The organism is Paenibacillus sp. JJ1683 (genome assembly GCF_053006485.1).
In genome coordinates this window covers 1,522,809-1,546,550 of sequence record NZ_CM129820.1, presented here as the reverse complement: position 1 = coordinate 1,546,550, position 23,742 = coordinate 1,522,809, and the positions used below count along the sequence as shown (strand labels likewise).

The following is a 23,742-nucleotide window of genomic DNA, read 5'->3' as shown; positions in this document are numbered from 1 at the left end:
CACAATTTAGCATAAGCGTAAAAAAGCGTGCATTCAGGCACTTTATGCCCGTCTGCACGCTATTTTGAGTAATTCATATAGGATCACTTCCTACGAGACTCACTTGCTATTTTCGCCAACGATTCCTCGCTGTTGAAATAACTTTCGCCATACTACACCATGAGACGGGGAAAATAGAAAAGCCAAAAGCAGCAACACACCCGACACACACAGCATACAAGCCGCAATAGAAGCATCCAATACAGTTGCTGTATAAAAGCCTACGATCGAGCTAATGGCTCCAACTCCGACACTGTATGCAATCATACGGGACAGCTTCTCCGTCAGCAAATAAGCGGTAAGAGGCGGTACAACGAGCATGCCAACCACTAGAATCGCACCCACGCTCTCAAATGACGCCACTGTTGTTAGCGATACGAGACTCATTAGCAGATAATGAAAAAAAACAACCGGAATGCCTAATGAAGCTGCCAATGCAGGATCAAAGGAAGTGACTTTAAATTGCTTGAAAAAGCCCCCTACCACGAGCAGATTGATCAAAAACATCGCGCCCGTAATCCACACAGCCCTCGGACCTATATCGAAGCCAGCAATCTCTATCGTATTCCACGGGACATAAGCAATTTCCCCATACAAAACGTGGTCCATATCCAGATGGGCATTGGAAGCAAACACGCTGATCAGCAGTACACCGATAGCAAACAATGTCGTAAACACCACGCCAATGGCAGCATCACTTTGCAGACCGCTTTGTTGGAATAGCTGAATCAGATACACGGTTAGAAGCCCCAGCACGGCTGCACCAAACATCATCCACACCGAATCCCTCGATCCACTGATTAGAAAGGCAATGACAATACCAGGTAGTACCGCATGACTGATTGCATCACCAATCATAGCCATTTTCCGAAGCACGAGAAAACATCCGACGATACTACATCCCCCTGCCACTAACATTCCCGTCAGAATCACATAAAATGAACTCATAGGGCGCGCTCCTCCCTTGGCTGTGCTCCGACTCCCTGCTCCAGACTTTTTCTGGCGTTCAACCGAACGATAGCCTTGGAAATCATTCCGCGCTGTGGTGCAAAGATCAGACTTACACCAAATACCACAGTCGCACACAACACGCACAATGGTCCTGTAGGCAGGTTTTGTCCCAGAGAGCTAATAACGGTCCCACCCAGACCCGCTATAGCACCAAACAAGCCTGAGAGGCATACCATAACACCCAGCTTCTCTGTCCAGTATCTTGCCGACACGGCCGGGGTAATTAGCAGAGCAGCCATCATAATGACGCCCACAGCTTGAATACCAGCCACCACCGCAATAACAATCAACAGCATCAATAACTTATCCAGTAAACCTGCCGGAAAACCAAGTCCACGGGCAAAGCCGGGATCAAAGCTAAGCAGCTTAAATTCCTTGAAAAATAATATACATATTCCGATGAGCACCACCGAAATTACCGCCATCGTATAGACATCAGACAACACCATTGCCGCAGCCTGGCCAAATAAAAATTTATCCAACCCACTTTGGTTGCCTGCACCACTATGCTGAATTTCGGTCAACAACATAATGCCGAAGCCAAAAAACACGGACAGCACCGCTGCAATCGCCGAATCGCTTTTAATTCGCGAATACCGGGTTAACGCACTGATGGCAAAGGTAGCAACAATCCCTGCAATGGCTGCCCCAATCATAAATCCAAACATGGATTTTGTGCCTGTGATCATAAAAGCCACACATACCCCCGGCAAAGCCGCATGGGCCAAAGCATCTCCCATAAGCGATTGCTTACGCAAATACATGAAACTGCCAATCACCCCGCTGCTTAAACCGAGTAAAATGCATCCTAGCAGAATCCACTGCATGTTCGGGTCTGTCAAAAGCGCCACCAAGCTTGTCATACTGCTCACCTCACTCCGAGTATCGTGCCGGATTCCGAGCCTGTTTTGAGTATACTCAGACGTCCACCATACGTACGTTGCAGATTTCCCTCGGTAAAAATATCTGCGGTCTCTCCAAACGCCATCAGATGCCCGTTCAACAGCATAACCTGGTCAAAATAATCCGTAACTGTAGATAAATCATGATGGACGACAAGCACGGTTTTCCCCTGCTGTTTTAGATCGTTAAGTAATGAAATAATAGCTTTTTCTGTTGCAGCGTCCACACCGACAAACGGTTCATCCATAAAATAAAGCTGAGCGTCCTGCGCAAGTGCTCTCGCCAAAAAAACACGTTGCTGCTGCCCGCCTGACAATTGACTAATCTGCCGGTCTGCAAATTTGCTCATTCCAACCTTGTCCAAACTCTCCATCGCAGCCTGACGATCTGCTGCTCCCGGACGCTTAAACCAGCCCAGTCTGCCGTACCGTCCCATCATAACCACATCCAGGGCATTCGTCGGAAAATCCCAATCCACCGACTCCCGCTGCGGTACATATCCAACCTTGAGTAGCTGTTGCTTATAGGGCTTGCCGTATACCAGCACCTCACCCCTGAGCTTTGGAATTAGCCCAAGCACGGCCTTGATCAGTGTAGATTTGCCAGCTCCGTTGGGACCAATAATACCAATCAGCTTGCCTTCCGGCACCTCAAAGGAAACATCGAACAAAACGAGCTTTTTTTGATATGCTACCGATAAATTACGAACAACAAGTGGTGAATGTCCCATGTGTCTACGCCTCCTTATTTAAGAGCTCTAACGATCGTATTCACGTTATGCTTGACCATTCCAATATATGTTCCATCTTCTGTACCCTCTTCACCCATAGCATCCGAATACAGCTCGCCGCCAACCTTTATGGTATGACCTTGCTGAGCTGCACCCTGGATAACGGCATCGATGGCCTTTCTCGGCACACTTGATTCTACAAATATGGCTTTAATTTTATGCTCCACCAGATAATCTCTCAGCTTGGTCACATCTTGTGAGCCTGCCTCTGACTCGGTACTCATACCTTGAAGGCCTCTTACTTGAATCTGGTAAGCGTCTCCGAAATAGCCAAAGGCATCATGTGCTGTGACAAGTACGCGCTGAGCCTTCGGTATACTGGCAATCTGCTCTCTCGTGTAATCGTCCAGTTCTCGTAGCTCAGCGAGATAAGCTTCGGCATTGGCCTTGTAATCCTCCGCATGAGCAGCATCCAGTTCCGACAATTCATCTCTGACCGTTTCTACCGCAGACACCCAGTTTTGTACATCAAACCAAATATGCGGATCATACTCAGACCCCATTTCTGGGCTAGCTGCACGCAATAGATTTTGAGCAATGTTTTTGGACACGGGAATGACGGGCTTTTGCTTGCTGATTTTCTCCAGAATGTCCTGCATTTTTCCTTCCAGATGCAACCCGTTATAAAAAATGATGTCGGCTTCATCCAGTTTGCGCATATCTCCCTGAGACGCCTTGTACAAATGTGGGTCAACACCTGACTTCATAATTCCCGTGACCTCCACATGAGCACCGCCGACCTTCCCGACAATGTCAGAGATCATACCGATGGTAGTTGTAGCCTTTATTTTTTGCCCAGCCTCCTTCGCAGCTCCCTGCTCTGTCTTCTTGGCATCTGTACACGCCGTCGCTAGGACTAGAACCAGAGACAACACTCCAACCGTCGCTACCCATTGCGGCAAAGCCTTCTTAAACTGCTTGTTCATGTTTTAAAATCCTCCTCTTAATATTTGTTTTGGGACAAACTATTTCCTTGAGACAATTATTTTTTAACTACGCTATATTTTAGAGTATACACTAAAGTTTTTACCTAAGGAAACATTTTTGAGATATAAATCTTAACTATTCTTTTATATCGTTCGATTTTGGCTCTCCGAATGTGTAATATATAGAAGATATCCAGTCGCTATACCAAAGAAACCATACAAAGAAGGTGCAGGTCATGGACCCAACAGGATACAGCCCTCATCGGAACAAACGTCGGCAAATACAGTTACGAAAAATAATGCTCATATTTATGCTGGTATGTTGTCTGCTTACCCTAACTTCCTGTGCTCGGGGTGACATTCATGTAGATGTTCATCTGGATCAAAGTGTAGATATGGATGCAACGTTCAGCGTAAACAACCAGACACTGATGATGTTGGACAATCCGGGGCTGCTCGATCGATTAATTCAACGTATACAAAGCAACAATGTAGACGTACAGCCGTTATCGGAGCAGGGGAGAAAAGGTTATCAAATAATGGGGCATTATCAAGGGGATTGGAGTACAAACCAAAAAAATCCCGATCAGGGTTCAAATCTGCCTGAGGGATTAGAAATAAATCGCGCAGTGAGCCAGCATTTTTTCACAACCAATATGGATCTTACGCTTAAGCTCGATCTACCTCGGATGCTTCCTGAAGAAGCTCGTGGCCTGAGTGATAAATTAGAACAAATGAATGTGTTCGCACGCAAATTACTAGAGCGGCAACTGGATCTTAACTTCAGCCTATCCCTACCCATCCAGCCTGCTTCCAGTAATGCGGACCGTGTGTCGGATGACGGAAAGACACTCTATTGGGACATTGCTCCATTAGAGTCTAACGAGCTAAAATTGTCGGTCAACGTACCCAATGTACGCCATATCGTGTATGTATCGGTTACGGGTCTTCTACTGATCGCAGTAGCTGTAATATTACTGATTCGTAATGATCGCCGCAAAAATAAACACAAAAGAAGCAACTAAAAAAATCGTTGCCTAATTTCTGGTGGGGGGATCTGACATTGATCCTCTTCATCCTTGCCAAACCAACGATATCGGTTACGAGCTACCCAGTTATAGACTGCGTTGCGCACAAAGCGGGGAATCAAGATGAATACATAAGCCAGCGGATATGGAAAACGAAGGCGTTTGGCAATCCGTAAAGCTGCGGTTGACCTTGTATAATACGTACCGTCTTCAATCAGCACGAATGTATCCAGTTGATCTGTAGACAGTCCACCTGCACGTAAAAGTTCTTGTCCTGCCTCGGATTGCAGGGAACCAAAATGGAATATTCCCTTAGGATCACGTTTGATAATGAAGCGGGTTGCTCCCTGACAAAAGTGGCATACACCATCCACCAATACAATGGAATGTTCGATATGGATATGACTAGACTGGTTCATCAACGTACTTCACCTCCACAGAGAAATCAACGGCATGAAAACGCAACGATTTAATTATAAACAAAAAAACGTCGAAAATATCCGACGCTTGTCTAGAACTGTATAATCCTTACCTGTTCGAAAAACTAGCTCAATGCTTTCTCAAACAGCTGTTTAGCATTAATTTGCTCTAAAAACTCTTCATGGAACTGATCCATACACTTGCAGATAAAATCCTTATGGCATACCGGGCAAGGTGTCGTTAGCAGTCGACTAATATTCGTCAAAGTCCACTCCGGATTACGTTGAGAAAAAACGCGGCACTCCGTTCCATCGGCCAAACTCATTTTAAACTCATAAAGCCCTTCCTTTTCGTTGCTACCAGCCAGCGTGAAATTAACAATATTCGGTCTGTAAGACATCATATCACCCGTATTTTTCAAATTTGTTTCGTACCTGATGACCAGAATCACCTATGACATCTTAATGAATTTTGGCGGTGATGTCAAATGGTTGCACATATCAGCGGATCAAGATTTAGGTGCAAAAGCCGCCGATCCATCGGCGGCCGTGTGTGAAATCTTTAAAAAATGCGGTCAAATGACGTTGAGTTCAACATCAATATTACCGCGAGTGGCTTTGGAGTACGGACAAAAATCATGTGCTTGGCGTGCCAAATCTTCCGCCTGAGAACGCTCAATCCCCGGTATCTTTACATCCAGACGCACTGCCAACTGGAAGCCGCCGTCGCTTGGGTCCTTACCGATCGATACGTGGCTGGTGACCTCTACATTGTCCACCTTTACCTTGGCTTTGCGGGCCACATTCGCCAACGCACTCTCATAGCATGCGCCATAGCCTGCCGCAAACAATTGCTCCGGATTCGTAGCATCTCCACCTGCGCCACCCAGTTCCTTCGGTGTGCTCAGCTTATGCTTCAATACCCCGTCTGAAGAAGCCACTGAACCATCTCTTCCACCATGTACCGTTGCTGATGCTGTGTATAACGCTTCCATGATTTCATCTCTCCTTCTCCATCTTATTTACATTCCGCAGGAATCCTCGTCATGTTAATACATGATTTCCTTCTCGTATGTACTTTAAACGAGCCACGCAAAATGAATCATTTTAAAAGGAATAATAACCCTTTTATTTACCGTTTAGTTCCACTTCTTTTGTGTTTACACTATATGTTATAAACCCCTAACTTGATGAGCCGCCTACACTTAGAAAATTCAAAACGACCAAGCTGCCCCTTGAGAGCAATATAGCTTGGTTTTTTCCATTGTTTAGTTTTAATTAGGATGGCCAATTGCTTCAAAAATACGATAAATTTGCTTAACCACATAAAAGTTGCACTAGACAAAAACTATTGTGGGTGTACAATAGGGATAACGCAATCGCTATGTCACTAATAATATATTTCAATATGAACAAAGAAGGTGAAGCGTATGAAAAATTCAAAGGGCAACTTCGCGGAAATCGCTTCACTATCGGAAGTGAATCGTTCTTTGAGCGTCCCGAAGGATGGCACCTGGTTTCGGAAGTTTCTTGCCTTTGCTGGACCAGGCTATATGGTCGCTGTCGGCTATATGGACCCTGGCAACTGGGCTACAGACATCGCTGGGGGATCAAAATTCGGCTATACACTGCTTAGTGTCATTCTAATCTCCAACCTGATGGCCATTCTGCTGCAAGCCTTATCTGGCAAGCTCGGTATTGCTACAGGTAAAGATTTGGCTCAAATGTGCCGTGATGCTTACAGTCGTCCTGTCGCGATCGGCTTATGGCTTTTATGCGAAATTGCCATTGCAGCCATGGATTTGGCCGAGGTCATCGGTTCAGCCATTGCACTGAAGCTGCTGTTCGGTCTCCCGTTGCTATACGGAGTCATCATTACCGCATTTGATGTTATGCTCATTTTGCTGCTGCAAAATAAAGGTTTCCGGGCATTGGAAACACTCGTCATTGTATTAATGGCCACGATTGCCGGCTGTTTTGGCATTAATCTCATTTTGGCACAACCGGAATGGGGCGGCGTATTGGGTGGCTTTGTACCGGACTCACAAATATTGACGAATCCAAGCATGCTGTATATTGCCATCGGTATTATGGGAGCTACTGTAATGCCACATAACCTGTATCTGCATTCTTCTATTGTACAAACTCGCAAATATGAGCAGACATCAGCAGGTAAACGGGAAGCTATTACATTTGCAACTTGGGATTCCAGTATAGCGCTCATGTTCGCTCTATTCATTAATGCAGCCATCTTGATCGTAGCAGCTGCCGTGTTCCATACAGCAGGAAGAACAGATGTAGCAGAGATTAGTGATGCCTATTATCTGCTTTCGCCATTACTGGGAACCACACTTGCGAGCATACTGTTTGGAGTGGCATTACTCGCCTCAGGTCAAAACTCGACCGTGACAGGTACTTTAGCCGGACAAATCGTGATGGAGGGCTTCTTGAACCTTCGTCTCTCACCTTGGTTGCGTCGTTTGGTGACCCGCCTTATTGCAATTATTCCGGCAGTCATCGTCACTGCGATTGCAGGTGAAAAAGGTGCAGAAGAGCTGCTTGTGCTAAGTCAGGTTATTTTATCCATCCAGCTCCCTTTTGCCATCATTCCATTACTGCTCTTTACCAGTGACAAAAAGATTATGGGTGAATTTGCAAATAAAATGTGGCAAAAAATAATAACCTGGATCGTGACTGCTGTCATCATTATCTTGAATGTAGTCCTCATTATTCAGACGATTACGGGTTGACAGACTGTTTGCAAGTAACCAATAAAAAAGAGGTATTCCAGTGAGCAAAATAGCCCCGGAATACCTCTTTTTATTCATGATCCCCGTATCCATTACAAAGAGAATACTCCCCAATTGTCGAATGCTCCCACATTCGGATTCCCAGAATTCATTAAATTATCCAAATAAGCATCGTATCTTTGAATCTTCTCGCCAACATGGAGATGAAAAAGTTCTCCTTCCCTTTGCAAGTGTGAATATTTTTCTAACATAAGGTCTATCGTTTCTTTCGTATATTTACAGCTCTCTGTTTTTGTAAACCTATACATCATTGGATTGTAATGATATAATCCGACTATAATCCTTTACTAAATATTTAGTATAAAACATTTAGCAATAAAGTTATGGAGGAGATATCATCATGAGTACGACACGTGTAATGGTTCTTGGGCTCTTGCTACAATACGGAGCAATGTCTGGATATGAAATACAACAGAAAATGCAATCAGCACAAACGGATAAATGGGCTTATGTGCAACCAGCTTCCATATATCACGCCTTAAAAAAACTGGACTCAGAAGGTATTGTGCGTTTAGAAACATTGGAACAGACAGGGAATCGGTCTAAAGCTATATATGCTATTACGGAGGCTGGGAAAAGCGAGTTTAGTCGGCTTTTAATCGAATCATTTAAAGAAACTTCTGTTGTGTTTCCAACAGCCCTGTACACAGCTTTGACTTTTATGGATGAGGCTGGCCTCCATGAAATAGAAGAAGCTTTAAGTTTTCAGCATCAAGCCATTGAAAAAATCTATAAAGAAATGAAACTAGGGCAAGAGCAAAAAGCTGAACTTATGGATATCCCTGTAAACGTCATGCTAATTTTCAAAAATATTTATGATCAATGCGAGCTTCAATTAAAATTTGTTAAGCAAATTAAAGAGGAAATCAGAAGAAATTCATAAGGAGGATGTAGTAATGAAAATGAGTAAAGGGGTACACAATAAGCAAAAGGCTGCTCTAATCGTTGTCGGATTAGCTGTATTCATTGACATGTTAATCTATGGATTAGTCGTACCCATTTTGCCAAGATACGCAGATTCTCTCGGAGCCACTCAAACCGAAATCGGATTTTTGTTCAGTAGTTATGCAATTGCACTATTTATAGCTACTCCTATTTTTGGTCTGTTAACGGATCGAATTGGGAGAAAGACTCCTCTGTTATGGGGGTTAATTGGACTCATAGCTTCCACTTTAATGTTCGCCATAGCCCACACCTTCTGGCTGCTTGTACTGGCACGTGCTCTTCAAGGGGTCGCAGCCGCAATGACCTGGACAGCAGGGCTCGCTCTGCTGGCTGAGCTATACCCATCTGAAGAACGCGGCAAAGCCATGGGCTTGGCGTTATCTGGGCAAGCCGCTGGAACCCTTCTCGGACCGACAATTGGCGGTTGGTTGTATCAATGGGGAAGTTACCAACTCCCTTTTTACTTTGCCATCGCATTGGCTGTCGTTGATGCTATACTTCGATTAGTACTCCTGCACGATATTCCGGAAGAGAAAAATGAAAAGTACGTATCTCCTTTTTCGTTCATGAAAAATAAAGATTTGCTTTTGGTTATCGGGGTTGTAATTATCGGGGCATCTGTCCCAAGCGTACTTGAGCCAACATTACCGTTACACCTGCAGCACAATTTTAGCGCTAATCCAGGAGTTATCGGATTGTTATTTGCTATTCCCACACTTGCTTATGGCCTGGCAACACCCTTTATAGGTCAATTCTCCAGCAAGATCGGCTATAAAAATGGAATTCTCCTCGGTCTACTTATGGTATCCATTGCTCTTCCTCTAACTGCACTTCCAGCAATATTATCACTTCAAGCTGTTATTTTAGCTGTTTTAGGAGTTAGCATGGGTATGGTTCTTGCTCCCTGCTTACCTCAACTTGCTGATATTTCTCAACGAAGTGGCATTCATTCTTATGGAATTACTTTTGCACTCTATAACACGGCATACTCGATTGGTCTAATGATCGGCCCTATTTTGAGCAGTACTCTCACCGATTTAATGAATATTCAATTATCTTACTTAGTCATTGGTATGATTGTATTAATATACATGTTGGTACTCGCTTCAGCCTTAAGGAAAACCAAAAATTCATCAAACAATGTAAAGCTAAGTAAATAAGTGAACAACAAATTCATATCACCTATAAGAAATAAAATACTTCCTTTGCAGCTATCCATCCCAGAGCATCCTAATCCATAGAAAAAGGTATCCCCCAAGCTTATCGCTCAGGGATACCTTTTTCACCATCTATGACTTAACTGGCTTTACCTTCATTAGCGCTTCAAGCGCAAGATTCAGCTTGAGCACGTTCACACGCGGCTCGCCGAACACTCCGGCGCTGCGGCCTTCTGTCTGCTCCTGCACCAGCGCCTTCAGCTGGTCCTGACTAATCCCCGTCAAGCCGCTAATACGCGGAATTTGAGCCTGTGCCGCCTGTGGCGAGATGTGCGGGTCCAGACCGGAGCCGGAGTTCGTAATCAGGTCCAATGGAACCTGACTGATGGGTACATCCGGGTTATGCTTCTGCCAATCCGCAATAGAATCCTTGATCCGCTTCACCAATGCCGGGTTCGAGGGTGCGTAGTTACTTGAGCCTGAACCAGCTCCATTATAATCGATACTTGATACCCGGCCTTGGAAAAACGCTGGATTGGTAAAGGACTGCCCAATCAGCTCAGAGCCGATCACCCGCCCCCCCGTGTCACGAAGCATACTGCCGTTTGCTTGCTGTGGAAACAGGACTTGCGCCACTCCTGTGCTGACCAGCGGGTATGCCAAACCGCACAATAGGATCATTAGCACAGAAGTTCGCAAAGCCACTCCAATAACCGTGCTTCCTCGCATCTCTTGTCTCTCCGGTTGATTTTCCGGCACTGCCTCCGTCCCTGTACGCTTGTTATGACCTTGTCCGCCAGACCCGGCTTTCTCATGTGCAGCAAACCTGCGTCCAGATAACATCCGATAAAAACCACTCATGTCGCTCACCCTTTCTGCACTAAATCCACAAATGTACCAGCAAATCAATGGCCTTAATGCCGACAAACGGTACCACCATACCGCCCAGACCATAAATCAGTAAATTCCGTCCCAATAGCCGATCCGAGCTCATTGGCTTATACTTTACACCCTTCATTGCCAGCGGAATCAGAAGTGGAATAATGACTGCATTAAAAATAAGCGCCGATAAAATAGCCGATAACGGGGAGCCCAGCCTCATGACGTTCAATGCACCCATTTGCGGAATAGCCAGCATGAACATCGCCGGGATAATGGCAAAATATTTAGCCACATCGTTCGCAATACTGAACGTTGTCAATGCCCCACGTGTCATAAGCAGCTGCTTGCCAATAGCGACCACCTCAATAATTTTGGACGGATCAGAATCCAGGTCCACCATATTAGCAGCTTCCTTGGCCGCGACTGTGCCGCTATTCATGGCAAGACCGACATCTGCCTGCGCCAGCGCCGGCGCATCATTGGTACCATCCCCGGTCATGGCTACCAGCTTGCCCTGTTCCTGCTCACGGCGGATAACCGCGATTTTGTCCTCCGGCTTGCTCTCAGCTACAAAGTCGTCCACTCCCGCTTCCCGTGCAATGGTAGCTGCTGTCAGCGGATTATCACCTGTACACATAATCGTGCGGATGCCCATTTCCCGGAGCTGATCAAAGCGCTCCTTCATGCCCGGCTTCACCGTATCCTTCAAATAAATAATGCCGTATATCCGATCATCCAGCGCCACTGCCAGCGGTGTCCCCCCTTCTGCGGCTACCTGATTCGCTTTTTCCTCCAAATCGGTCGGAACACTGCCTTTTTGCGATACAACCCACTGCCGGACAGAGTCCACGGCGCCTTTGCGTACTTTTCGTCCATCGACGAGATCCAGACCACTCATCCGGGTTTCTGCCTTGAACTCGATAAAGGTTCCACCTGCTGCCAAGGATTCATCCAGCGTGTATTCCTGCTTACGCATCAATTCCAGTACCGAGCGTCCCTCAGGCGTCTCATCCTTTAGTGAACTCATCGCTGCCCATTTCGCTAGCTCTGCCTTTTCTATACCATCTACAACCACGAATTCACTCGCCATCCGGTTACCGAAGGTGATGGTACCCGTTTTATCTAGAATCATCGTATTGATGTCCCCGGATGCTTCTACCGCCTTGCCTGACATGGCCAGCACGTTAAACTGGGTAACTCGGTCCATACCAGCAATCCCAATGGCCGACAAAAGCCCGCCAATCGTGGTCGGAATCAGACAGACCAGCAACGAAATCAGCACGGGGACAGGCAAATCAATCTTAAAATGACGGGCTATCGGGGCCAGTGTCACCACCACAATGAGAAAAATAATCGTTAAGCTAATCAGCAATGTATTCAGCGCAATTTCATTTGGCGTTTTTTGCCGCTGTGCACCTTCCACGAGCGAAATCATTTTATCAATAAACGTTTCACCCGGCTCAGTCGTAATCCGCACCTTAATGCGGTCACTGACTACCCGCGTCCCGCCAGTTACCGAGCAAAAATCACCGCCCGATTCCTTAATGACCGGAGCTGATTCTCCCGTAATTGCAGATTCATCCACCGAGGCCAGGCCTTCAATAACCTCACCATCGCTTGGAATCATTTCGCCCTGAGAGACGATTACCAGGTCACCTTTACGCAATGCTGTTGAGCTGACCACCTGAATCTCATTCCCAACGAGCTTATTAGCTTGTGAGTCCTGCTTGGATTTTTTCAAGGAAGCTGCTTGTGCTTTCCCCCGTCCCTCCGCGAGCGCTTCAGCAAAGTTAGCAAAAAGCAGCGTGAACAACAAAATAATAAATACAGCCAAGTTAAAGCCCATTTCCTTGCCGGTTCCAAAATAACCGGGAAGCAGCAGCATGAGCAGTACGACCAATGTGCCGATCTCCACGACGAACATGACAGGATTTTTCATCATGATCATCGGATTTAATTTGATAAAGCTATCCTTGACCGCCTGCTTCAAGATGCTTCTATCCAGCATGCGTTTGCGTTGTTCCTTCATGATCAAGCACCCCGTTCATCCATTCTCATTTTCCTTCTATGCTCATTCTTCATCACATGGTCAAAAATTCAGCTACAGGACCCAGTACGATCACCGGCAAAAAGGTTAACGCACCAATCAACAGGACCACTCCGATTAGGATGGCTCCAAACAGCTTGTTGTCCGTGCGCAGTGTACCCATCGTCACCGGGGTCGGCGCTTTGGCATTCAACGAAGCCGCCACAGCCAGCAATGCAATCATGGATACATATCGTCCAAAGAACATAACCGCTCCTGTTGTAACGTTCCAAAACACGTTGTTATCCGAAAGACCTTCAAATCCCGAGCCGTTATTTGCCGCAGATGATGCATATTCATAGAGCACCTGAGTCAACCCGTGATATCCGGGGTTAGAGACCGCATCATATCCCCAATGACTCATAAACGCAAGCGCAGTGGGAGCAAGAATAAGAAACGGATGTACCAAAATAGCAATTGCAATCAGTTTCATTTCCTTGCCTTCAATTTTCCTACCCATAAATTCCGGGGTTCTTCCGACCATCAGTCCGCATATAAACACTCCCAGAATCGCATACATCAGCATATTCATCAGCCCGACGCCCTTGCCGCCAAAAATGACGTTTAGCATCATTTCTCCCAAAGCAGCCATACCACCTAGCGGGGTCAATGTATCATGCATATTATTGACCGAACCTGTCGTTGCCGCCGTTGTGACCGCAGTGAATAATGCCGATTGGCCAATACCGAAACGAACTTCTTTCCCTTCCATGCTTCCCTGAGATGCATCCATACCCAGTGCCTGGATTAACGGATTACCTGTTTTCTCCGACACATACGTTATGGATAGAAAAATAAGGAACAAGACCATCATCGAGCTGAAAATAATCCAGCCCTGCTTGCGATTACGGGCAAACAATCCAAATGTATACGGCAGCGAAGCCGGCATTACCCACATTGCCAAAATTTCCAGTACGTTCGTCCAAGGATTTGGATTTTCAAAAGGATGTGCAGAATTAGCTCCCGCAAAACCGCCCCCGTTCGTGCCCAAATGCTTGATGGATTCCAATGAGGCAATGGGTCCCATAGCAATCTGCTGCTGTGTACCACTTAAAGTCGTAATATCCGCCGTGGGTTGTAGCGTCTGTGGTACTTTTAATCCCACCAGCACCAGCGTAAGTACAAAGGCAAGCGGCAGGAAAATCCGTATGTTGGCTTTAATAAAATCTTGAAAAAAATTACCCAGCCCTTCACCGCGCCGCGTCAATCCCCTCATAAAAGCCGCAGCAACCGAAAACCCCGAAGCAGCCGAAGTAAACATCATCATCGTGACGAACGCCATCTGCGTCAGATACGTAAGCCCGCTTTCTCCGCTGTAATGTTGGAGATTCGTATTGGTCATAAAGCTGATTACTGTATTAAATGCCAATGATGCTTCCATATTACTGTTCCCAACCGGATTGCCCGGAAGTATAGCCTGCAAGCGCAATAGCAGGTAGCTGATCCCCACAAGCACCACATTGGTTGCAATGAAACTCATAGCGTACGTGGTCCAATGCATGCTGTCCTGTTTCTTCAAGCCTACAGCCTTATAAATCAGCTTTTCCGTTCCACCAAAAATCCGATCCGTCCGATTCGGTTCATTCGAGAATACGTGATACATATAGGTGCCCATCGGCTTTACCAAGAGCAACAATATGATGATCACAATCCCAATTTGCAGTAGCTCCATCCTCTATTCCTCCTTAAAAGGCTCCTGCATTTGGAACAACAGACCTGATTCAGACCATCCATTGAGTGCACACGTTTGCGAAAATCTGCATCTCTGATGCTGCATTCTTGATCTGCTGTTCCCGCCTGCTCGATCCTATAGTTGACTAGAATTTTTCAGGATTCAGGAGTGCGTAGATTAAATACACGAACACAATAGCCGTAAGTCCTAGCACAACGATCATCCTCTTCGCCCTCCTTTTGAGGTCTGCGCATCACACCAGCGTACAAACAGCAGTATCACTCCATAACTCACAGCCATTACGAGCAGCATGTATAAATCCATCATGTTCATACCCTCCGTATCGCTTTTCAGATTGCCCTTTTGATTCCATCATAAAATCATAAACCAGCTATGTTATAAGTGCTTATCCGTTCAGCAGGAAACCCACCTCTCCGTTCAATGTGTAGATCACATGGTCCGCTCCCAATCCCCGATAAATTCCTTGTGGATTACAGCCGTGCGTAATAACATAGATCAATTCTGATGTTAGTGGCCGACATATTTGCAGGAAACGGCAAGTTAGATTCAAGCTGTTTTCGAACAAATACACACTACCAATTTCTTTTTTAGGAAAATTCCATTTTCCCGCTTGCATCGTATTGATGCGCACAATGTGCTCCACACCCATTTTTTTGAGCTGTCGTTCCTCCTGGGTGCTATTTGTGAGAACTGCAAACGCCAATTTTTTGAACATAAGCAATTTCACAAAACTTCTGCCCGCTTCATTCGGTGCAGTGACAATAATTAACCGACCTTCCATCAGTAGCTCCTCTCCCGGTATAAAAAGACAACAAAAAGAAGCCGAAGGAAAAAGGCTTCCTCCGGCTTCATACATTCCATGATAAAATAAACCATGGCTGCACACGGCGGTTTGTTGCCTCTCCCTGTACGCTTACGAGGTTAGCTGTCGGATTCGGACGTGAGAGTCGCCCTATTTACGGCACTTGGCCGGAAAATTCACCCCATGAGACACACGGCTTGCAGAGCCGTATATACTCGTTGGTTCCCCCGCTTTTGCAACTGCAAAATTCAGCGCTTTAGACAATTCGTTGTTGCTTCATTGTTGTTAATTTGAAATTACGTCTTGAATCATACACCCGTGCAAGGAAGACTGTAAAGCTCAACGGCAAGGCTATAAATCACCCTTTAGAGCATAGAAGATTAAGGATAACGCTTACAACCAACCTATGCTTCTCGTATCTCTCTAAAACTCTGTATTTCACCTCTTTTTGAAAATGAAAGGCATGTCAATATTGGCGTAGGGTATGGTACGGTTGCCCTTTATTTATAAAAAAGAAAGAAAATGCGCTATATGTACTAGATAATTATCGAATGAACCCTCTTTTATAAGAAGAAACACCTCAATTTGCTCCATTTGAAGTGTGATTTACCGTTTTGAACAAAAGACGATTTTACAATGCACAATGTCTGTAGACTCTTCTGGACTTGCAACCCCTTGTTGAATTGTTCACAATTTAATTGTAGAATATTGAATTAGGAGGGATATCATGAGTGTATATAAATATGATGCACAGACCCTACAAGGGGCACAAATTCCGTTATCCACATACGAAGGGAAAGTTCTTCTTATCGTGAATACTGCCAGCAAATGTGGGTTAACCCCCCAGTACAAGGCGCTACAAGAGCTATATGACCAGTATCATGAACAGGGGCTCGAAATTTTGGGATTTCCCAGCAACCAGTTCGCCAAACAAGAGCCGGGTTCCAGCGAGGAGATCTCCGAGTTTTGCCAACTCAATTACGGAGTGACTTTTCCCATGTTCGCCAAGACAGATGTTAACGGTGATCAGGCACATCCTCTATTTCGCTACCTGACCCACACTGCTCCAGGCGTATTAGGCTCCAAAGCGATCAAATGGAATTTTACTAAATTCTTAATTACACGAGAAGGTAACGTATTTAAGCGTTATGCGCCGCAAACCACTCCAGACAAGCTTGTAGGAGATATTAAGAAGCTTTTGCAGAAAAACTGACAATCTTTATGCATTACAGTTAACGAGCGGTCCGTTGTCCATACGACCGCTTCTGTGACGGGAGGATATGACGAAAAGTATTTAACAAAAAAAGCATCCCTTCACGTAAAACGTGTCAGGATGCTTTTTCAACTGGGTATTGCATATAATGCGGTCGAGAGGACTCGAACCTCCACGGGCGTACGCCCACTACCCCCTCAAGATAGCGTGTCTGCCATTCCACCACGACCGCATGTCATAATGTATTGAGGCAACAGATTTATTATACTCTCTCAGCAACAATTTGTAAACAAGAATATTATAATTATTTTTAATGTAACTTTATATAACATATATAAGCAATAAAATTATTTAATTTGACACAATAGAGCTGTAAGTGTAAAAATATATTACATAAATGTTCGATTTCTTATTACAAATCAATATTCAAGTCAAATAACATCACACAAATATTCACTTCAAGGAGGCGAACCGTCCTGCATAAAGGTAACCGGTTGCTAAACTACGCATTATTGTTGGACCCTTCCTTACCTATTGGTGGTTTCACCCGTTTCTACGGATTGGAGGAGCGTTTCCGCGCCGGACACCTGAACAGTCTTCAGGATCTGAAACATTACATGCGAGACGATTGGTATCCTCAAATCACAACCCTTGACGGCATGGCCATTAAAAGTCTGTATGCAGCCATCCAGCAGAATGACGGTTGGCGGATCGCCCTTATTGATAAAATGTTGCACACCCAACATCCTTCCTCGCAGCATGTAAAAGAGTCGCGACTTTCTGGCCAGCGACTGCTCAAGCTCACCAAGGCTCTTTATCCTTGGCTCGCATTTGACCAACTGGAAGACACACTCACTCAATACAATGCAATTGGCACACTCGCTACTGTCCACACTTGGATTAACTCCCTCCTCGGAAGCGATATAGAACAGACCATTCACGGCTATTTTGCCACAGCGGTATCCTTCTGTATCGAAGATGCCTTCAGACTGCTCAATCCTCCTTATGAGGAAAAAAATCCTCTTATCGATCATATGACCAGCGAGTTGCTTACCACCTGGAAGAAGATTAACAAACCTACGCCAAGCTCATATCAGCGCCATCTTTTCCACAGCCATCGGACCAGCTCCTACATCACTCAGCCACCCTATATGAGCCATAGCAGCCAATTGAATGCATCCAGACCCTTTTCCTCCTCCGTCCTATTTAAACGCCTCCCAGCATCCCTCTGATGCGTCGTTTACCAATCTAGCAGTCACAATAAAAATACTCTGCCCTTTTCTCAAGCGGCAGAGTATTTTTATTCATGTATCCCAAATTCACACCACTAACAGACTACAATCGGATTATTTTCACTTTTTGCACTTAATTAAGTAATTATTTTAACAAAATACCGTATTTAAGATTGTATAAACACGTATAAAAGTGTATCATAGTTTTAGATGGTTAATTCTAACATGTTTACTGATGATTATTATATCACACCAATTATTCCGTAAGAATCCGTAAGGGGCGATTTCTCTTGAACAACAAAATGCCTGTCACCTCCTTCGGGTGGGCCATCAAACAAAGGCTTGTCGAGCTTCGGCTGGATCAGAAAACATTTTGCGAGACACATAATATTCCGCCTTCACGCTTGTCCAATCTGATTCACGGCACCCGCAAAGCACAAAGGTACAGAAAACAAGTTGCTGCAATTCTGAATATCGACGATAACGATTATAAGGAGGCGACACCACACTAAACCGAACAAGCATTTCAGCAACCAATGCGTCGCCATATTATCAGGAAACCAAATAAACCCGTAAACCGAACCCTCAGTTCGTTTTACGGGTTATCACCCAGGCGTTTAGCCATAGATTATTCAAGTTTTGTTTTGTCCTTCTCTCTTTTTTGCTTACGGTACTTCGCAAATTCAACGTATTCTAAAATAAAGTTCTGTTCTTCTGTCTCAAGATCTTCAGCCTGGCAATTCAGTGGCCCCATCACCCCAAAAAAATAAGCAGCCTTCTGCTCCTGAAGCACGCCTTCCCCTGGCTTAATCCCTTTCATCAACCAGTCGAGCGATACATTAAAAAAGTCCGAAATCTGAATCAAATGGGCGGTACCTGGCGTTGTTTTTCCCCTTCTCCAATCACCGAGATTCCCTGAGCTAATTTTAAGCTTTTCACAAAATGCCTTCTTGGTCATTCCTCGATCCTTAATTAAAGCTTCAATCCGCTGATAAATAGTTTGATCTCCCACAACGTTTCCCCTCCGACACTGTAGCTTTTTCTAATTAATTTTCAATTGTACACATTAGAATGTCCTTATCAAATCCCACAGCAAACATTAATCAGTAGTTGAATTGGGCTGGTTTTTCTCTTTACGAAAGCGGGTAAATTCAATATACTCAAGTATAAAATCTCTTTCCGCCTCACTTAGCGATCCCCCCTGGCAATTCAGTTGCCCTGAAGCTCCAAAAAAATAAGGGTCCTGCGACTCCTTCAGCACCTTACTCTGCACGTCTCGACCCAGCATAATCCAATCCAGACTAGCGTCAAAAAAAGAAGCGATTTCTATGAGTTTATTCGTGCCTGGTGTCGTTTTTCCTCTTTTCCAATCTCCAAAGTTCCCTGTACTAATGCCCAACTGCTGGCAAAACGCCTTTTTCGTCATACCTCGTTCCTTAATGAGCTCCTCAATGCGTTGGTAAATAGATTGCATAGAAGTTCCTTCCTCCCTAGCAGGCTCTCCAAATAACGATATCATGTCCCTTGTTCCCTTTTCAAAGATCACGTGTGCTAAAATTACCGAATTATGTATGTTGGTTTTCATTATACCACAATATGCAACAAAAACCGCCTGTTTTCCGAAGAAAGGGCGGTCTTTAAGTCAGTTCACTTTCGCCAATCACGTAGCAGAGTTGTCGATTTTAAGTAAAATCCGCTTCAATTCGTTCAACGTTTCACTTAAGTGCAATAAATCTTCTTCCGGCAGATACACCAGTCTCTCTTGAATTTTATTAGAGAAGGTATGAAACACCTGTTCACAAAAAGCGTCGCCTTCTTCTGTAATGGCTACGTTCACGACTCTACGATCCGAGTCGCACGATTGGCGGTCAGCCAACCCATGCTCCACCAGCTTATCCAGAAGAGGAGTCATGTTTGGACGAGAGACATTTAGTTGTTTGGACAAATCGGATACCGTAGACGAACGCACTTCACGCAGAAGCAAGAGTACCTGAAAGTTATTAGGCGACAAATGCAACGGAAAATCAAGCGGACCGTAGGTGAAAAATTTCTTCTTCACAATCGGAAACAAGCCCAAAATATTTTCTGATATATTTCCTAACAGTTGAGTGTCCATATTTTTCACCGTCACTTCATAAGTTTATATATTTATTATTCTATAACATTATGGCGTTATATTATACTATGGAATCATTATTTCATCATAATCATTGTTTAATTGCATCCATGCACAAATAAAAAAAGCCTCTAACGCGAGAGACTTTTCCGTTTATTCCATTGATGCGGTCGAGAGGACTCGAACCTCCACGAGCGTACGCTCACTACCCCCTCAAGATAGCGTGTCTGCCATTCCACCACGACCGCATAACAAAATATAAATGGTGAGCCATGAAGGACTCGAACCTTCGACACCCTGATTAAAAGTCAGGTGCTCTACCAACTGAGCTAATGGCTCATGCTGTTCATCCTAGCTGTCCGCCATTAGATCAGACCTCAGGAATTCCCCTTAAGCATGCAACATGTAGTCTGTAAAGACAACAATGACCCGTAGGGGATTCGAACCCCTGTTACCTCCGTGAAAGGGAGGTGTCTTAACCCCTTGACCAACGGGCCTTATGAATGTACACCAACTTGGCGACAAGAAAGAGTATATCAAATAGAATAGTAAATGGCAATACTTATTTTTAAAATTTTCAAAAAAGCTATTTTATATAATTGTAAAATGCATATTTACTTACATTAACTTATTTATTATCATCTAAACCCTGAAAAATCACGATAAATGATTGCAAAATCACTTATATTTACTTATAATCACTTACGAGATACCGAAATGATTATATATTAGAGGAGCTTTTTATGTATCAGGAAGAACGAATGTTAAAAATCGTTGATTACTTACAGCTTCACAAGCGTATTTCGGTGGATGATATTTGTGAAATTTTTAATGTTTCACGGGATACGGCCCGCCGAGACCTGGTAAAACTTGAAGAGCACCAAAAAATTATTCGTACCCGCGGCGGTGCCCTTCTCCCTAAACTGCATCACGATCCAATTGGAAATTATAACGAAAGACTGCTTACTGTATCTGAGGAGAAACAAGTGATCGGACAATTGGCTGCCAGTATGGTACGAGATAGGGATCGTATTATATTGGATTCCTCTACCACCGTACAGGCGTGTGCAGAAAGACTGAATGTGCAGGAATGTTCGGTTATCACCAATTCAATCAATCAGGCTGACGTACTATCTGGAAAAGATGGTGTCTCCATTCATCTATTGGGGGGCCGCCTCCAAAAAGAACACCGATATGTATACGGCTCGTCCGTAATCGCCACTTTGTCTCACTATTTTGTAGACAAAGCTTTTATCGGGATTGGAGGCATATCTGCTCACGGACTAAGCCTGATTCATGAAGAGGACGGTATGCTGAAGCATCAGATGATGAAACAGGCAGATCAGGTGATCATCCTTGCGGACCATTCGAAATTCGGAATCAATTTCCCGTATCGTTTTGCTGATTTGTCTGAGGTTAATATCGTGATCACAGATCGCTTACCAGAACCGGCGATGCTGGAAATTTTGCAACACCATGATATCGAAGTTGTTGTCCCCTCATAAACTTGAAACCAATCGCTCTAACTAGGCGCAATATGTATAACAGAGATATCAGAAGACAGGAGCTGGAGAGAAATGAAACTGTTTGCGATTGATATGGATGGAACGCTATTGAACGAGGAAGGAAAAATAAGCAAAGCCAACGCAGAGGCAATCCGCAAGGCACAGCAGCAAGGTGTTCAAGTGACGATTGCCACTGGCAGAGCCGCTTATGATGCCTGGACAAAGCTAGAGGAAGCAGAGCTGGTTACTCCCGTCATCGGGGCAAACGGCGCCACTGTGCACGATGTGCATCGTCGCCAGCTAACCTCTACTCCTATGGGCCGGAGCGAAACATTTGAAGTGCTAAGCTGGCTCGAGGGTAACGACTTCTACTATGAGGTCATGACAGACCGGGCTATTTATTCTCCACAAAAGGGGCATCAGCTACTTGCTGTTGAAATGGACCGCTTGCTGAGCGCCAACCCAGATATTTCGCTGGATACTTTATTACATGCAGCTGAAAAACAATATGAACAGACCGGGCATACCCGCATCGCTTCATATGAGCAGATTCCACTGGATGTAGAGATATATAATGTGCTCTGTTTCTCCTTTGATCACGCCAAATTGGAACGGGGGCGTAAACGTTACCGAGATTTTCAAGGTCTAAACATGGTCATCTCCTCAGATCGCAACTTTGAAGTCGAGCATAAGGATGCGTCTAAAGGTAATGCATTGCTTTATCTCGCGAATTATCTGAACATCCCTATGCAGGAAGCCGTAGCGATCGGTGACAGCTATAACGATATTTCCATGCTGACGATGGCCGGAAGAGGTATTGCCATGGGCAATGCAAATGACGACATTAAGGCTGTCTGCTCCGAAGTTACCCTGACCAATGTGGAAGATGGCGTTGCTCATGCTCTGTTGAACCTCCTCAACACCGTCGAGGCTGACACTGTAAAATAGAAGGGATTAGTTGCGTACTGCGTACAACTCAGGCTAACGCTGTTTCATGCTGTACGCAACATGTCCGTCTTACATATAACAATTCTTAAAAAGCAGATCTAGACGAAAAAGACGCTCGCAAGCATGGTTACCATGCATACGAGCGTCTTTTTCTGTTTGAAATACCAACGGAGAGAGAGGGATTCGAACCCTCGCACCGCTTACGCAGTCTAACCCCTTAGCAGAGGGTCCCCTTATAGCCACTTGGGTATCTCTCCATGGCTCCCCGAACAGGACTCGAACCTGTGACAACTCGATTAACAGTCGAGTGCTCTACCAACTGAGCTATCAGGGAATATTACTGTAGATTATCATACAGTATGGTTAATTTACCATGAATCAGGGGGCCTCGTCAAGTGCCAACAAGCGAAGTTTACCTCCACATTTCCCACAGCGATATCGCTGTGGATTCATTTTACGCTTACGCATATACTCCTGTTGACAGGAAACACACACAAGCTTGTAACGATAAGGCTGAGGCTTTCTTCCCACTCTTCCCGGTAGGGTCTGACAATGCCTGCTTCCTCCTACGCGAGCCAGCCATGCTTTGAAATCAGCATCACGATGCTGGTAGCCCATTCCGCGCAGATGTAGATGATAATGGCACAGCTCATGCTTTATAATTCTTTCCACCTCAGAACGTCCATAAGCCGCGAGTTGATGTGGATTAATTTCAATATGATGACTTTTCATAAAATATCGACCGCCTGTAGAAGACAGGCGCGCATTAAAGGTGGCTTGATGTTGAAACGGCACGCCAAAGCTCTCCAGCGAGATGCGCTCTACCCATTCTTGAAGTTCTTTATTACTCATGGAAGGGTTCATTGAATTGCTCAGAGACTTGGACTCCATCCTTATGGTTTCCCTCCTTTGCTTCATACTGACAAGCATATTATAAAATGACGGCCGAAGTCTAACCCTGGTTCATAAGCACACTTTAGGTATCCACCCCATATGCTAAACATACAGATGTAACGCAGAGGAGGAGATCGGCTTGCCTCAATGGCTCAGCAACCAGCTCATGCGGGCCTTTTACAAGAAGGACCGACGCCAAATTAAACTGTTGAACGATTGTTGGTTTTTTTATCATAAAGCACCTGGTATAGAATTTGACGCCAACAACGGGTAGAAGCAGAAAAGTTCCAGAAATGAAAAACCGGAGTCTCCAATATGATTCGGAGATTCCGGCTTTTTTTAC

At 44.9% G+C, this 23,742-nt stretch carries 26 protein-coding genes, 6 tRNA genes and 1 riboswitch; of the genes, 10 read left to right on the top strand and 22 right to left on the bottom strand.

Annotated elements, in window-relative coordinates:
- Positions 1 to 99: 99 nt before the first annotated feature.
- Genes ACUC6J_RS06585 through ACUC6J_RS06570 form a run of 4 tightly spaced genes read right to left on the bottom strand, consistent with a single transcriptional unit; the run spans position 100 to position 3,669 of the window.
- Positions 100 to 987 carry a metal ABC transporter permease gene (locus ACUC6J_RS06585; protein ID WP_016820689.1) on the bottom strand — a complete coding sequence of 296 codons (888 nt, stop codon included), beginning with the start codon at positions 985 to 987 and terminating at the stop codon, positions 100 to 102.
- Positions 984 to 1,913, bottom strand: a complete 930-nt coding sequence (locus tag ACUC6J_RS06580) for a metal ABC transporter permease (RefSeq protein WP_025364323.1) — start codon at positions 1,911 to 1,913, stop codon at positions 984 to 986. Before ACUC6J_RS06580 ends, ACUC6J_RS06585 begins: the two co-directional genes overlap by 4 nt.
- A gap of 5 nt (positions 1,914 to 1,918) precedes the next feature.
- Complete coding sequence (locus ACUC6J_RS06575; protein ID WP_447249949.1) at positions 1,919 to 2,683, bottom strand: metal ABC transporter ATP-binding protein; 765 nt, start codon at positions 2,681 to 2,683, stop codon at positions 1,919 to 1,921.
- A 14-nt stretch (positions 2,684 to 2,697) separates the two neighbouring features.
- On the bottom strand, positions 2,698 to 3,669 hold the full coding sequence (locus ACUC6J_RS06570; RefSeq protein ID WP_016820692.1) for a metal ABC transporter solute-binding protein, Zn/Mn family: 972 nt from the start codon (positions 3,667 to 3,669) through the stop codon (positions 2,698 to 2,700).
- Between the two features lie 236 nt (positions 3,670 to 3,905).
- Between ACUC6J_RS06570 and ACUC6J_RS06565 the strand changes: the two genes are divergently transcribed.
- Positions 3,906 to 4,694: a DUF3153 domain-containing protein gene (locus ACUC6J_RS06565; RefSeq protein WP_447249948.1), complete on the top strand. Its 789-nt coding sequence runs from the start codon at positions 3,906 to 3,908 to the stop codon at positions 4,692 to 4,694.
- On the opposite strand, the gene ACUC6J_RS06560 is transcribed toward ACUC6J_RS06565, so the two are convergent.
- The 3 genes from ACUC6J_RS06560 to ACUC6J_RS06550 form a co-directional block, all read right to left on the bottom strand.
- On the bottom strand, positions 4,691 to 5,116 hold the full coding sequence (locus ACUC6J_RS06560; RefSeq protein ID WP_025364320.1) for a thiol-disulfide oxidoreductase DCC family protein: 426 nt from the start codon (positions 5,114 to 5,116) through the stop codon (positions 4,691 to 4,693). The genes ACUC6J_RS06565 and ACUC6J_RS06560 overlap by 4 nt on opposite strands.
- A 125-nt stretch (positions 5,117 to 5,241) precedes the next feature.
- Positions 5,242 to 5,568: a hypothetical protein gene (locus ACUC6J_RS06555; protein WP_017426537.1), complete on the bottom strand. Its 327-nt coding sequence runs from the start codon at positions 5,566 to 5,568 to the stop codon at positions 5,242 to 5,244.
- A gap of 123 nt (positions 5,569 to 5,691) precedes the next feature.
- Entirely contained in the window at positions 5,692 to 6,111 is a 420-nt protein-coding gene (locus tag ACUC6J_RS06550; protein ID WP_013369947.1) for an organic hydroperoxide resistance protein, read from the bottom strand.
- A gap of 435 nt (positions 6,112 to 6,546) precedes the next feature.
- Here ACUC6J_RS06550 and ACUC6J_RS06545 point away from each other — a divergent pair, with 435 nt between their 5' ends.
- The 3 genes from ACUC6J_RS06545 to ACUC6J_RS06535 all read left to right on the top strand — a co-directional run bounded on the left by ACUC6J_RS06545 (position 6,547) and on the right by ACUC6J_RS06535 (position 10,031).
- Positions 6,547 to 7,866, top strand: coding sequence for an Nramp family divalent metal transporter (locus tag ACUC6J_RS06545; protein ID WP_413985760.1), 1,320 nt, complete (start codon positions 6,547 to 6,549; stop codon positions 7,864 to 7,866).
- Between the two features lie 400 nt (positions 7,867 to 8,266).
- A complete protein-coding gene (locus ACUC6J_RS06540) occupies positions 8,267 to 8,809 on the top strand; it encodes a PadR family transcriptional regulator (RefSeq protein ID WP_016820697.1) in 543 nt (180 codons plus the stop codon).
- A 13-nt stretch (positions 8,810 to 8,822) separates the two neighbouring features.
- A complete protein-coding gene (locus tag ACUC6J_RS06535; RefSeq protein WP_031463116.1) occupies positions 8,823 to 10,031 on the top strand; it encodes an MFS transporter in 1,209 nt (402 codons plus the stop codon).
- A gap of 129 nt (positions 10,032 to 10,160) precedes the next feature.
- Here ACUC6J_RS06535 and kdpC read toward each other — a convergent pair whose 3' ends face one another.
- From kdpC to ACUC6J_RS06510, 5 genes are all read right to left on the bottom strand, one after another.
- Positions 10,161 to 10,889 (bottom strand): potassium-transporting ATPase subunit KdpC, encoded by a 729-nt coding sequence (kdpC, locus tag ACUC6J_RS06530; protein ID WP_153794870.1) that lies wholly within the window; start codon positions 10,887 to 10,889, stop codon positions 10,161 to 10,163.
- A 19-nt stretch (positions 10,890 to 10,908) separates the two neighbouring features.
- Positions 10,909 to 12,939 (bottom strand): potassium-transporting ATPase subunit KdpB, encoded by a 2,031-nt coding sequence (gene kdpB, locus ACUC6J_RS06525; RefSeq protein ID WP_277507444.1) that lies wholly within the window; start codon positions 12,937 to 12,939, stop codon positions 10,909 to 10,911.
- 52 nt (positions 12,940 to 12,991) lie between these two features.
- Positions 12,992 to 14,668, bottom strand: coding sequence for a potassium-transporting ATPase subunit KdpA (gene kdpA, locus ACUC6J_RS06520; RefSeq protein ID WP_016820701.1), 1,677 nt, complete (start codon positions 14,666 to 14,668; stop codon positions 12,992 to 12,994).
- Positions 14,669 to 14,813: 145 nt separating this feature from the next.
- Positions 14,814 to 14,891 carry a K(+)-transporting ATPase subunit F gene (gene kdpF, locus ACUC6J_RS06515; protein WP_080561203.1) on the bottom strand — a complete coding sequence of 26 codons (78 nt, stop codon included), beginning with the start codon at positions 14,889 to 14,891 and terminating at the stop codon, positions 14,814 to 14,816.
- Positions 14,892 to 15,074: 183 nt separating this feature from the next.
- Positions 15,075 to 15,470 carry a hypothetical protein gene (locus ACUC6J_RS06510; protein WP_016820703.1) on the bottom strand — a complete coding sequence of 132 codons (396 nt, stop codon included), beginning with the start codon at positions 15,468 to 15,470 and terminating at the stop codon, positions 15,075 to 15,077.
- A gap of 113 nt (positions 15,471 to 15,583) precedes the next feature.
- Positions 15,584 to 15,755: riboswitch (cyclic di-AMP (ydaO/yuaA leader) on the bottom strand.
- A gap of 463 nt (positions 15,756 to 16,218) precedes the next feature.
- On the opposite strand from ACUC6J_RS06510, the gene ACUC6J_RS06505 reads away from it, so the two are divergent.
- Complete coding sequence (locus ACUC6J_RS06505; protein ID WP_016820704.1) at positions 16,219 to 16,704, top strand: glutathione peroxidase; 486 nt, start codon at positions 16,219 to 16,221, stop codon at positions 16,702 to 16,704.
- Positions 16,705 to 16,853: 149 nt separating this feature from the next.
- Here ACUC6J_RS06505 and ACUC6J_RS06500 read toward each other — a convergent pair.
- Positions 16,854 to 16,936, bottom strand: a tRNA-Leu gene (locus ACUC6J_RS06500).
- Positions 16,937 to 17,198: 262 nt separating this feature from the next.
- On the opposite strand from ACUC6J_RS06500, the gene ACUC6J_RS06495 reads away from it, so the two are divergent.
- Both ACUC6J_RS06495 and ACUC6J_RS06490 read left to right on the top strand, forming a co-directional pair.
- Complete coding sequence (locus tag ACUC6J_RS06495; protein ID WP_447249947.1) at positions 17,199 to 17,936, top strand: urease accessory protein UreF; 738 nt, start codon at positions 17,199 to 17,201, stop codon at positions 17,934 to 17,936.
- 290 nt (positions 17,937 to 18,226) lie between these two features.
- Positions 18,227 to 18,448, top strand: a complete 222-nt coding sequence (locus ACUC6J_RS06490) for a Rha family transcriptional regulator (RefSeq protein ID WP_013369935.1) — start codon at positions 18,227 to 18,229, stop codon at positions 18,446 to 18,448.
- A 116-nt stretch (positions 18,449 to 18,564) separates the two neighbouring features.
- Here ACUC6J_RS06490 and ACUC6J_RS06485 read toward each other — a convergent pair whose 3' ends face one another.
- The 6 genes from ACUC6J_RS06485 to ACUC6J_RS06460 all read right to left on the bottom strand — a co-directional run bounded on the left by ACUC6J_RS06485 (position 18,565) and on the right by ACUC6J_RS06460 (position 20,549).
- Positions 18,565 to 18,948 carry a helix-turn-helix domain-containing protein gene (locus ACUC6J_RS06485; protein WP_016818371.1) on the bottom strand — a complete coding sequence of 128 codons (384 nt, stop codon included), beginning with the start codon at positions 18,946 to 18,948 and terminating at the stop codon, positions 18,565 to 18,567.
- 87 nt (positions 18,949 to 19,035) lie between these two features.
- On the bottom strand, positions 19,036 to 19,410 hold the full coding sequence (locus ACUC6J_RS06480; protein WP_016818372.1) for a helix-turn-helix domain-containing protein: 375 nt from the start codon (positions 19,408 to 19,410) through the stop codon (positions 19,036 to 19,038).
- 186 nt (positions 19,411 to 19,596) lie between these two features.
- Entirely contained in the window at positions 19,597 to 20,052 is a 456-nt protein-coding gene (locus tag ACUC6J_RS06475; protein ID WP_017426529.1) for a MarR family winged helix-turn-helix transcriptional regulator, read from the bottom strand.
- A 165-nt stretch (positions 20,053 to 20,217) separates the two neighbouring features.
- A tRNA-Leu gene (locus ACUC6J_RS06470) sits at positions 20,218 to 20,300 on the bottom strand.
- Between the two features lie 15 nt (positions 20,301 to 20,315).
- Positions 20,316 to 20,391: transfer RNA gene (locus ACUC6J_RS06465), tRNA-Lys, on the bottom strand.
- 86 nt (positions 20,392 to 20,477) lie between these two features.
- Positions 20,478 to 20,549: transfer RNA gene (locus tag ACUC6J_RS06460), tRNA-Glu, on the bottom strand.
- A gap of 246 nt (positions 20,550 to 20,795) precedes the next feature.
- On the opposite strand from ACUC6J_RS06460, the gene ACUC6J_RS06455 reads away from it, so the two are divergent.
- On the top strand, positions 20,796 to 21,557 hold the full coding sequence (locus tag ACUC6J_RS06455; RefSeq protein ID WP_017426528.1) for a DeoR/GlpR family DNA-binding transcription regulator: 762 nt from the start codon (positions 20,796 to 20,798) through the stop codon (positions 21,555 to 21,557).
- Positions 21,558 to 21,629: 72 nt separating this feature from the next.
- Positions 21,630 to 22,505: a Cof-type HAD-IIB family hydrolase gene (locus ACUC6J_RS06450; RefSeq protein WP_031463111.1), complete on the top strand. Its 876-nt coding sequence runs from the start codon at positions 21,630 to 21,632 to the stop codon at positions 22,503 to 22,505.
- Positions 22,506 to 22,673: 168 nt separating this feature from the next.
- Here ACUC6J_RS06450 and ACUC6J_RS06445 read toward each other — a convergent pair.
- The 3 genes from ACUC6J_RS06445 to ACUC6J_RS06435 form a co-directional block, all read right to left on the bottom strand.
- Positions 22,674 to 22,762: transfer RNA gene (locus ACUC6J_RS06445), tRNA-Ser, on the bottom strand.
- Between the two features lies 1 nt (position 22,763).
- A tRNA-Asn gene (locus tag ACUC6J_RS06440) sits at positions 22,764 to 22,839 on the bottom strand.
- 44 nt (positions 22,840 to 22,883) lie between these two features.
- On the bottom strand, positions 22,884 to 23,396 hold the full coding sequence (locus tag ACUC6J_RS06435) for a SprT family protein (protein WP_447249946.1): 513 nt from the start codon (positions 23,394 to 23,396) through the stop codon (positions 22,884 to 22,886).
- Positions 23,397 to 23,538: 142 nt separating this feature from the next.
- Here ACUC6J_RS06435 and cmpA point away from each other — a divergent pair, with 142 nt between their 5' ends.
- Positions 23,539 to 23,673 carry a cortex morphogenetic protein CmpA gene (cmpA, locus tag ACUC6J_RS06430; RefSeq protein WP_016821163.1) on the top strand — a complete coding sequence of 45 codons (135 nt, stop codon included), beginning with the start codon at positions 23,539 to 23,541 and terminating at the stop codon, positions 23,671 to 23,673.
- Positions 23,674 to 23,742 lie beyond the last annotated feature (69 nt).

Coding starts and splice junctions, on each gene's coding strand:
- ACUC6J_RS06585 (WP_016820689.1), bottom strand. CDS start 987: ATGAGTTCATTTTATGTGATTCTGACGGGAATGTTAGTGGCAGGGGGA.
- ACUC6J_RS06580 (WP_025364323.1), bottom strand. CDS start 1,913: ATGACAAGCTTGGTGGCGCTTTTGACAGACCCGAACATGCAGTGGATT.
- ACUC6J_RS06575 (WP_447249949.1), bottom strand. CDS start 2,683: ATGGGACATTCACCACTTGTTGTTCGTAATTTATCGGTAGCATATCAA.
- ACUC6J_RS06570 (WP_016820692.1), bottom strand. CDS start 3,669: ATGAACAAGCAGTTTAAGAAGGCTTTGCCGCAATGGGTAGCGACGGTT.
- ACUC6J_RS06565 (WP_447249948.1), top strand. CDS start 3,906: ATGGACCCAACAGGATACAGCCCTCATCGGAACAAACGTCGGCAAATA.
- ACUC6J_RS06560 (WP_025364320.1), bottom strand. CDS start 5,116: ATGAACCAGTCTAGTCATATCCATATCGAACATTCCATTGTATTGGTG.
- ACUC6J_RS06550 (WP_013369947.1), bottom strand. CDS start 6,111: ATGGAAGCGTTATACACAGCATCAGCAACGGTACATGGTGGAAGAGAT.
- ACUC6J_RS06545 (WP_413985760.1), top strand. CDS start 6,547: ATGAAAAATTCAAAGGGCAACTTCGCGGAAATCGCTTCACTATCGGAA.
- ACUC6J_RS06540 (WP_016820697.1), top strand. CDS start 8,267: ATGAGTACGACACGTGTAATGGTTCTTGGGCTCTTGCTACAATACGGA.
- ACUC6J_RS06535 (WP_031463116.1), top strand. CDS start 8,823: ATGAAAATGAGTAAAGGGGTACACAATAAGCAAAAGGCTGCTCTAATC.
- kdpC (WP_153794870.1), bottom strand. CDS start 10,889: ATGAGTGGTTTTTATCGGATGTTATCTGGACGCAGGTTTGCTGCACAT.
- kdpB (WP_277507444.1), bottom strand. CDS start 12,939: ATGAAGGAACAACGCAAACGCATGCTGGATAGAAGCATCTTGAAGCAG.
- kdpA (WP_016820701.1), bottom strand. CDS start 14,668: ATGGAGCTACTGCAAATTGGGATTGTGATCATCATATTGTTGCTCTTG.
- kdpF (WP_080561203.1), bottom strand. CDS start 14,891: ATGATCGTTGTGCTAGGACTTACGGCTATTGTGTTCGTGTATTTAATC.
- ACUC6J_RS06510 (WP_016820703.1), bottom strand. CDS start 15,470: ATGGAAGGTCGGTTAATTATTGTCACTGCACCGAATGAAGCGGGCAGA.
- ACUC6J_RS06505 (WP_016820704.1), top strand. CDS start 16,219: ATGAGTGTATATAAATATGATGCACAGACCCTACAAGGGGCACAAATT.
- ACUC6J_RS06480 (WP_016818372.1), bottom strand. CDS start 19,410: ATGCAATCTATTTACCAACGCATTGAGGAGCTCATTAAGGAACGAGGT.
- ACUC6J_RS06475 (WP_017426529.1), bottom strand. CDS start 20,052: ATGGACACTCAACTGTTAGGAAATATATCAGAAAATATTTTGGGCTTG.
- ACUC6J_RS06455 (WP_017426528.1), top strand. CDS start 20,796: ATGTATCAGGAAGAACGAATGTTAAAAATCGTTGATTACTTACAGCTT.
- ACUC6J_RS06450 (WP_031463111.1), top strand. CDS start 21,630: ATGAAACTGTTTGCGATTGATATGGATGGAACGCTATTGAACGAGGAA.
- ACUC6J_RS06435 (WP_447249946.1), bottom strand. CDS start 23,396: ATGGAGTCCAAGTCTCTGAGCAATTCAATGAACCCTTCCATGAGTAAT.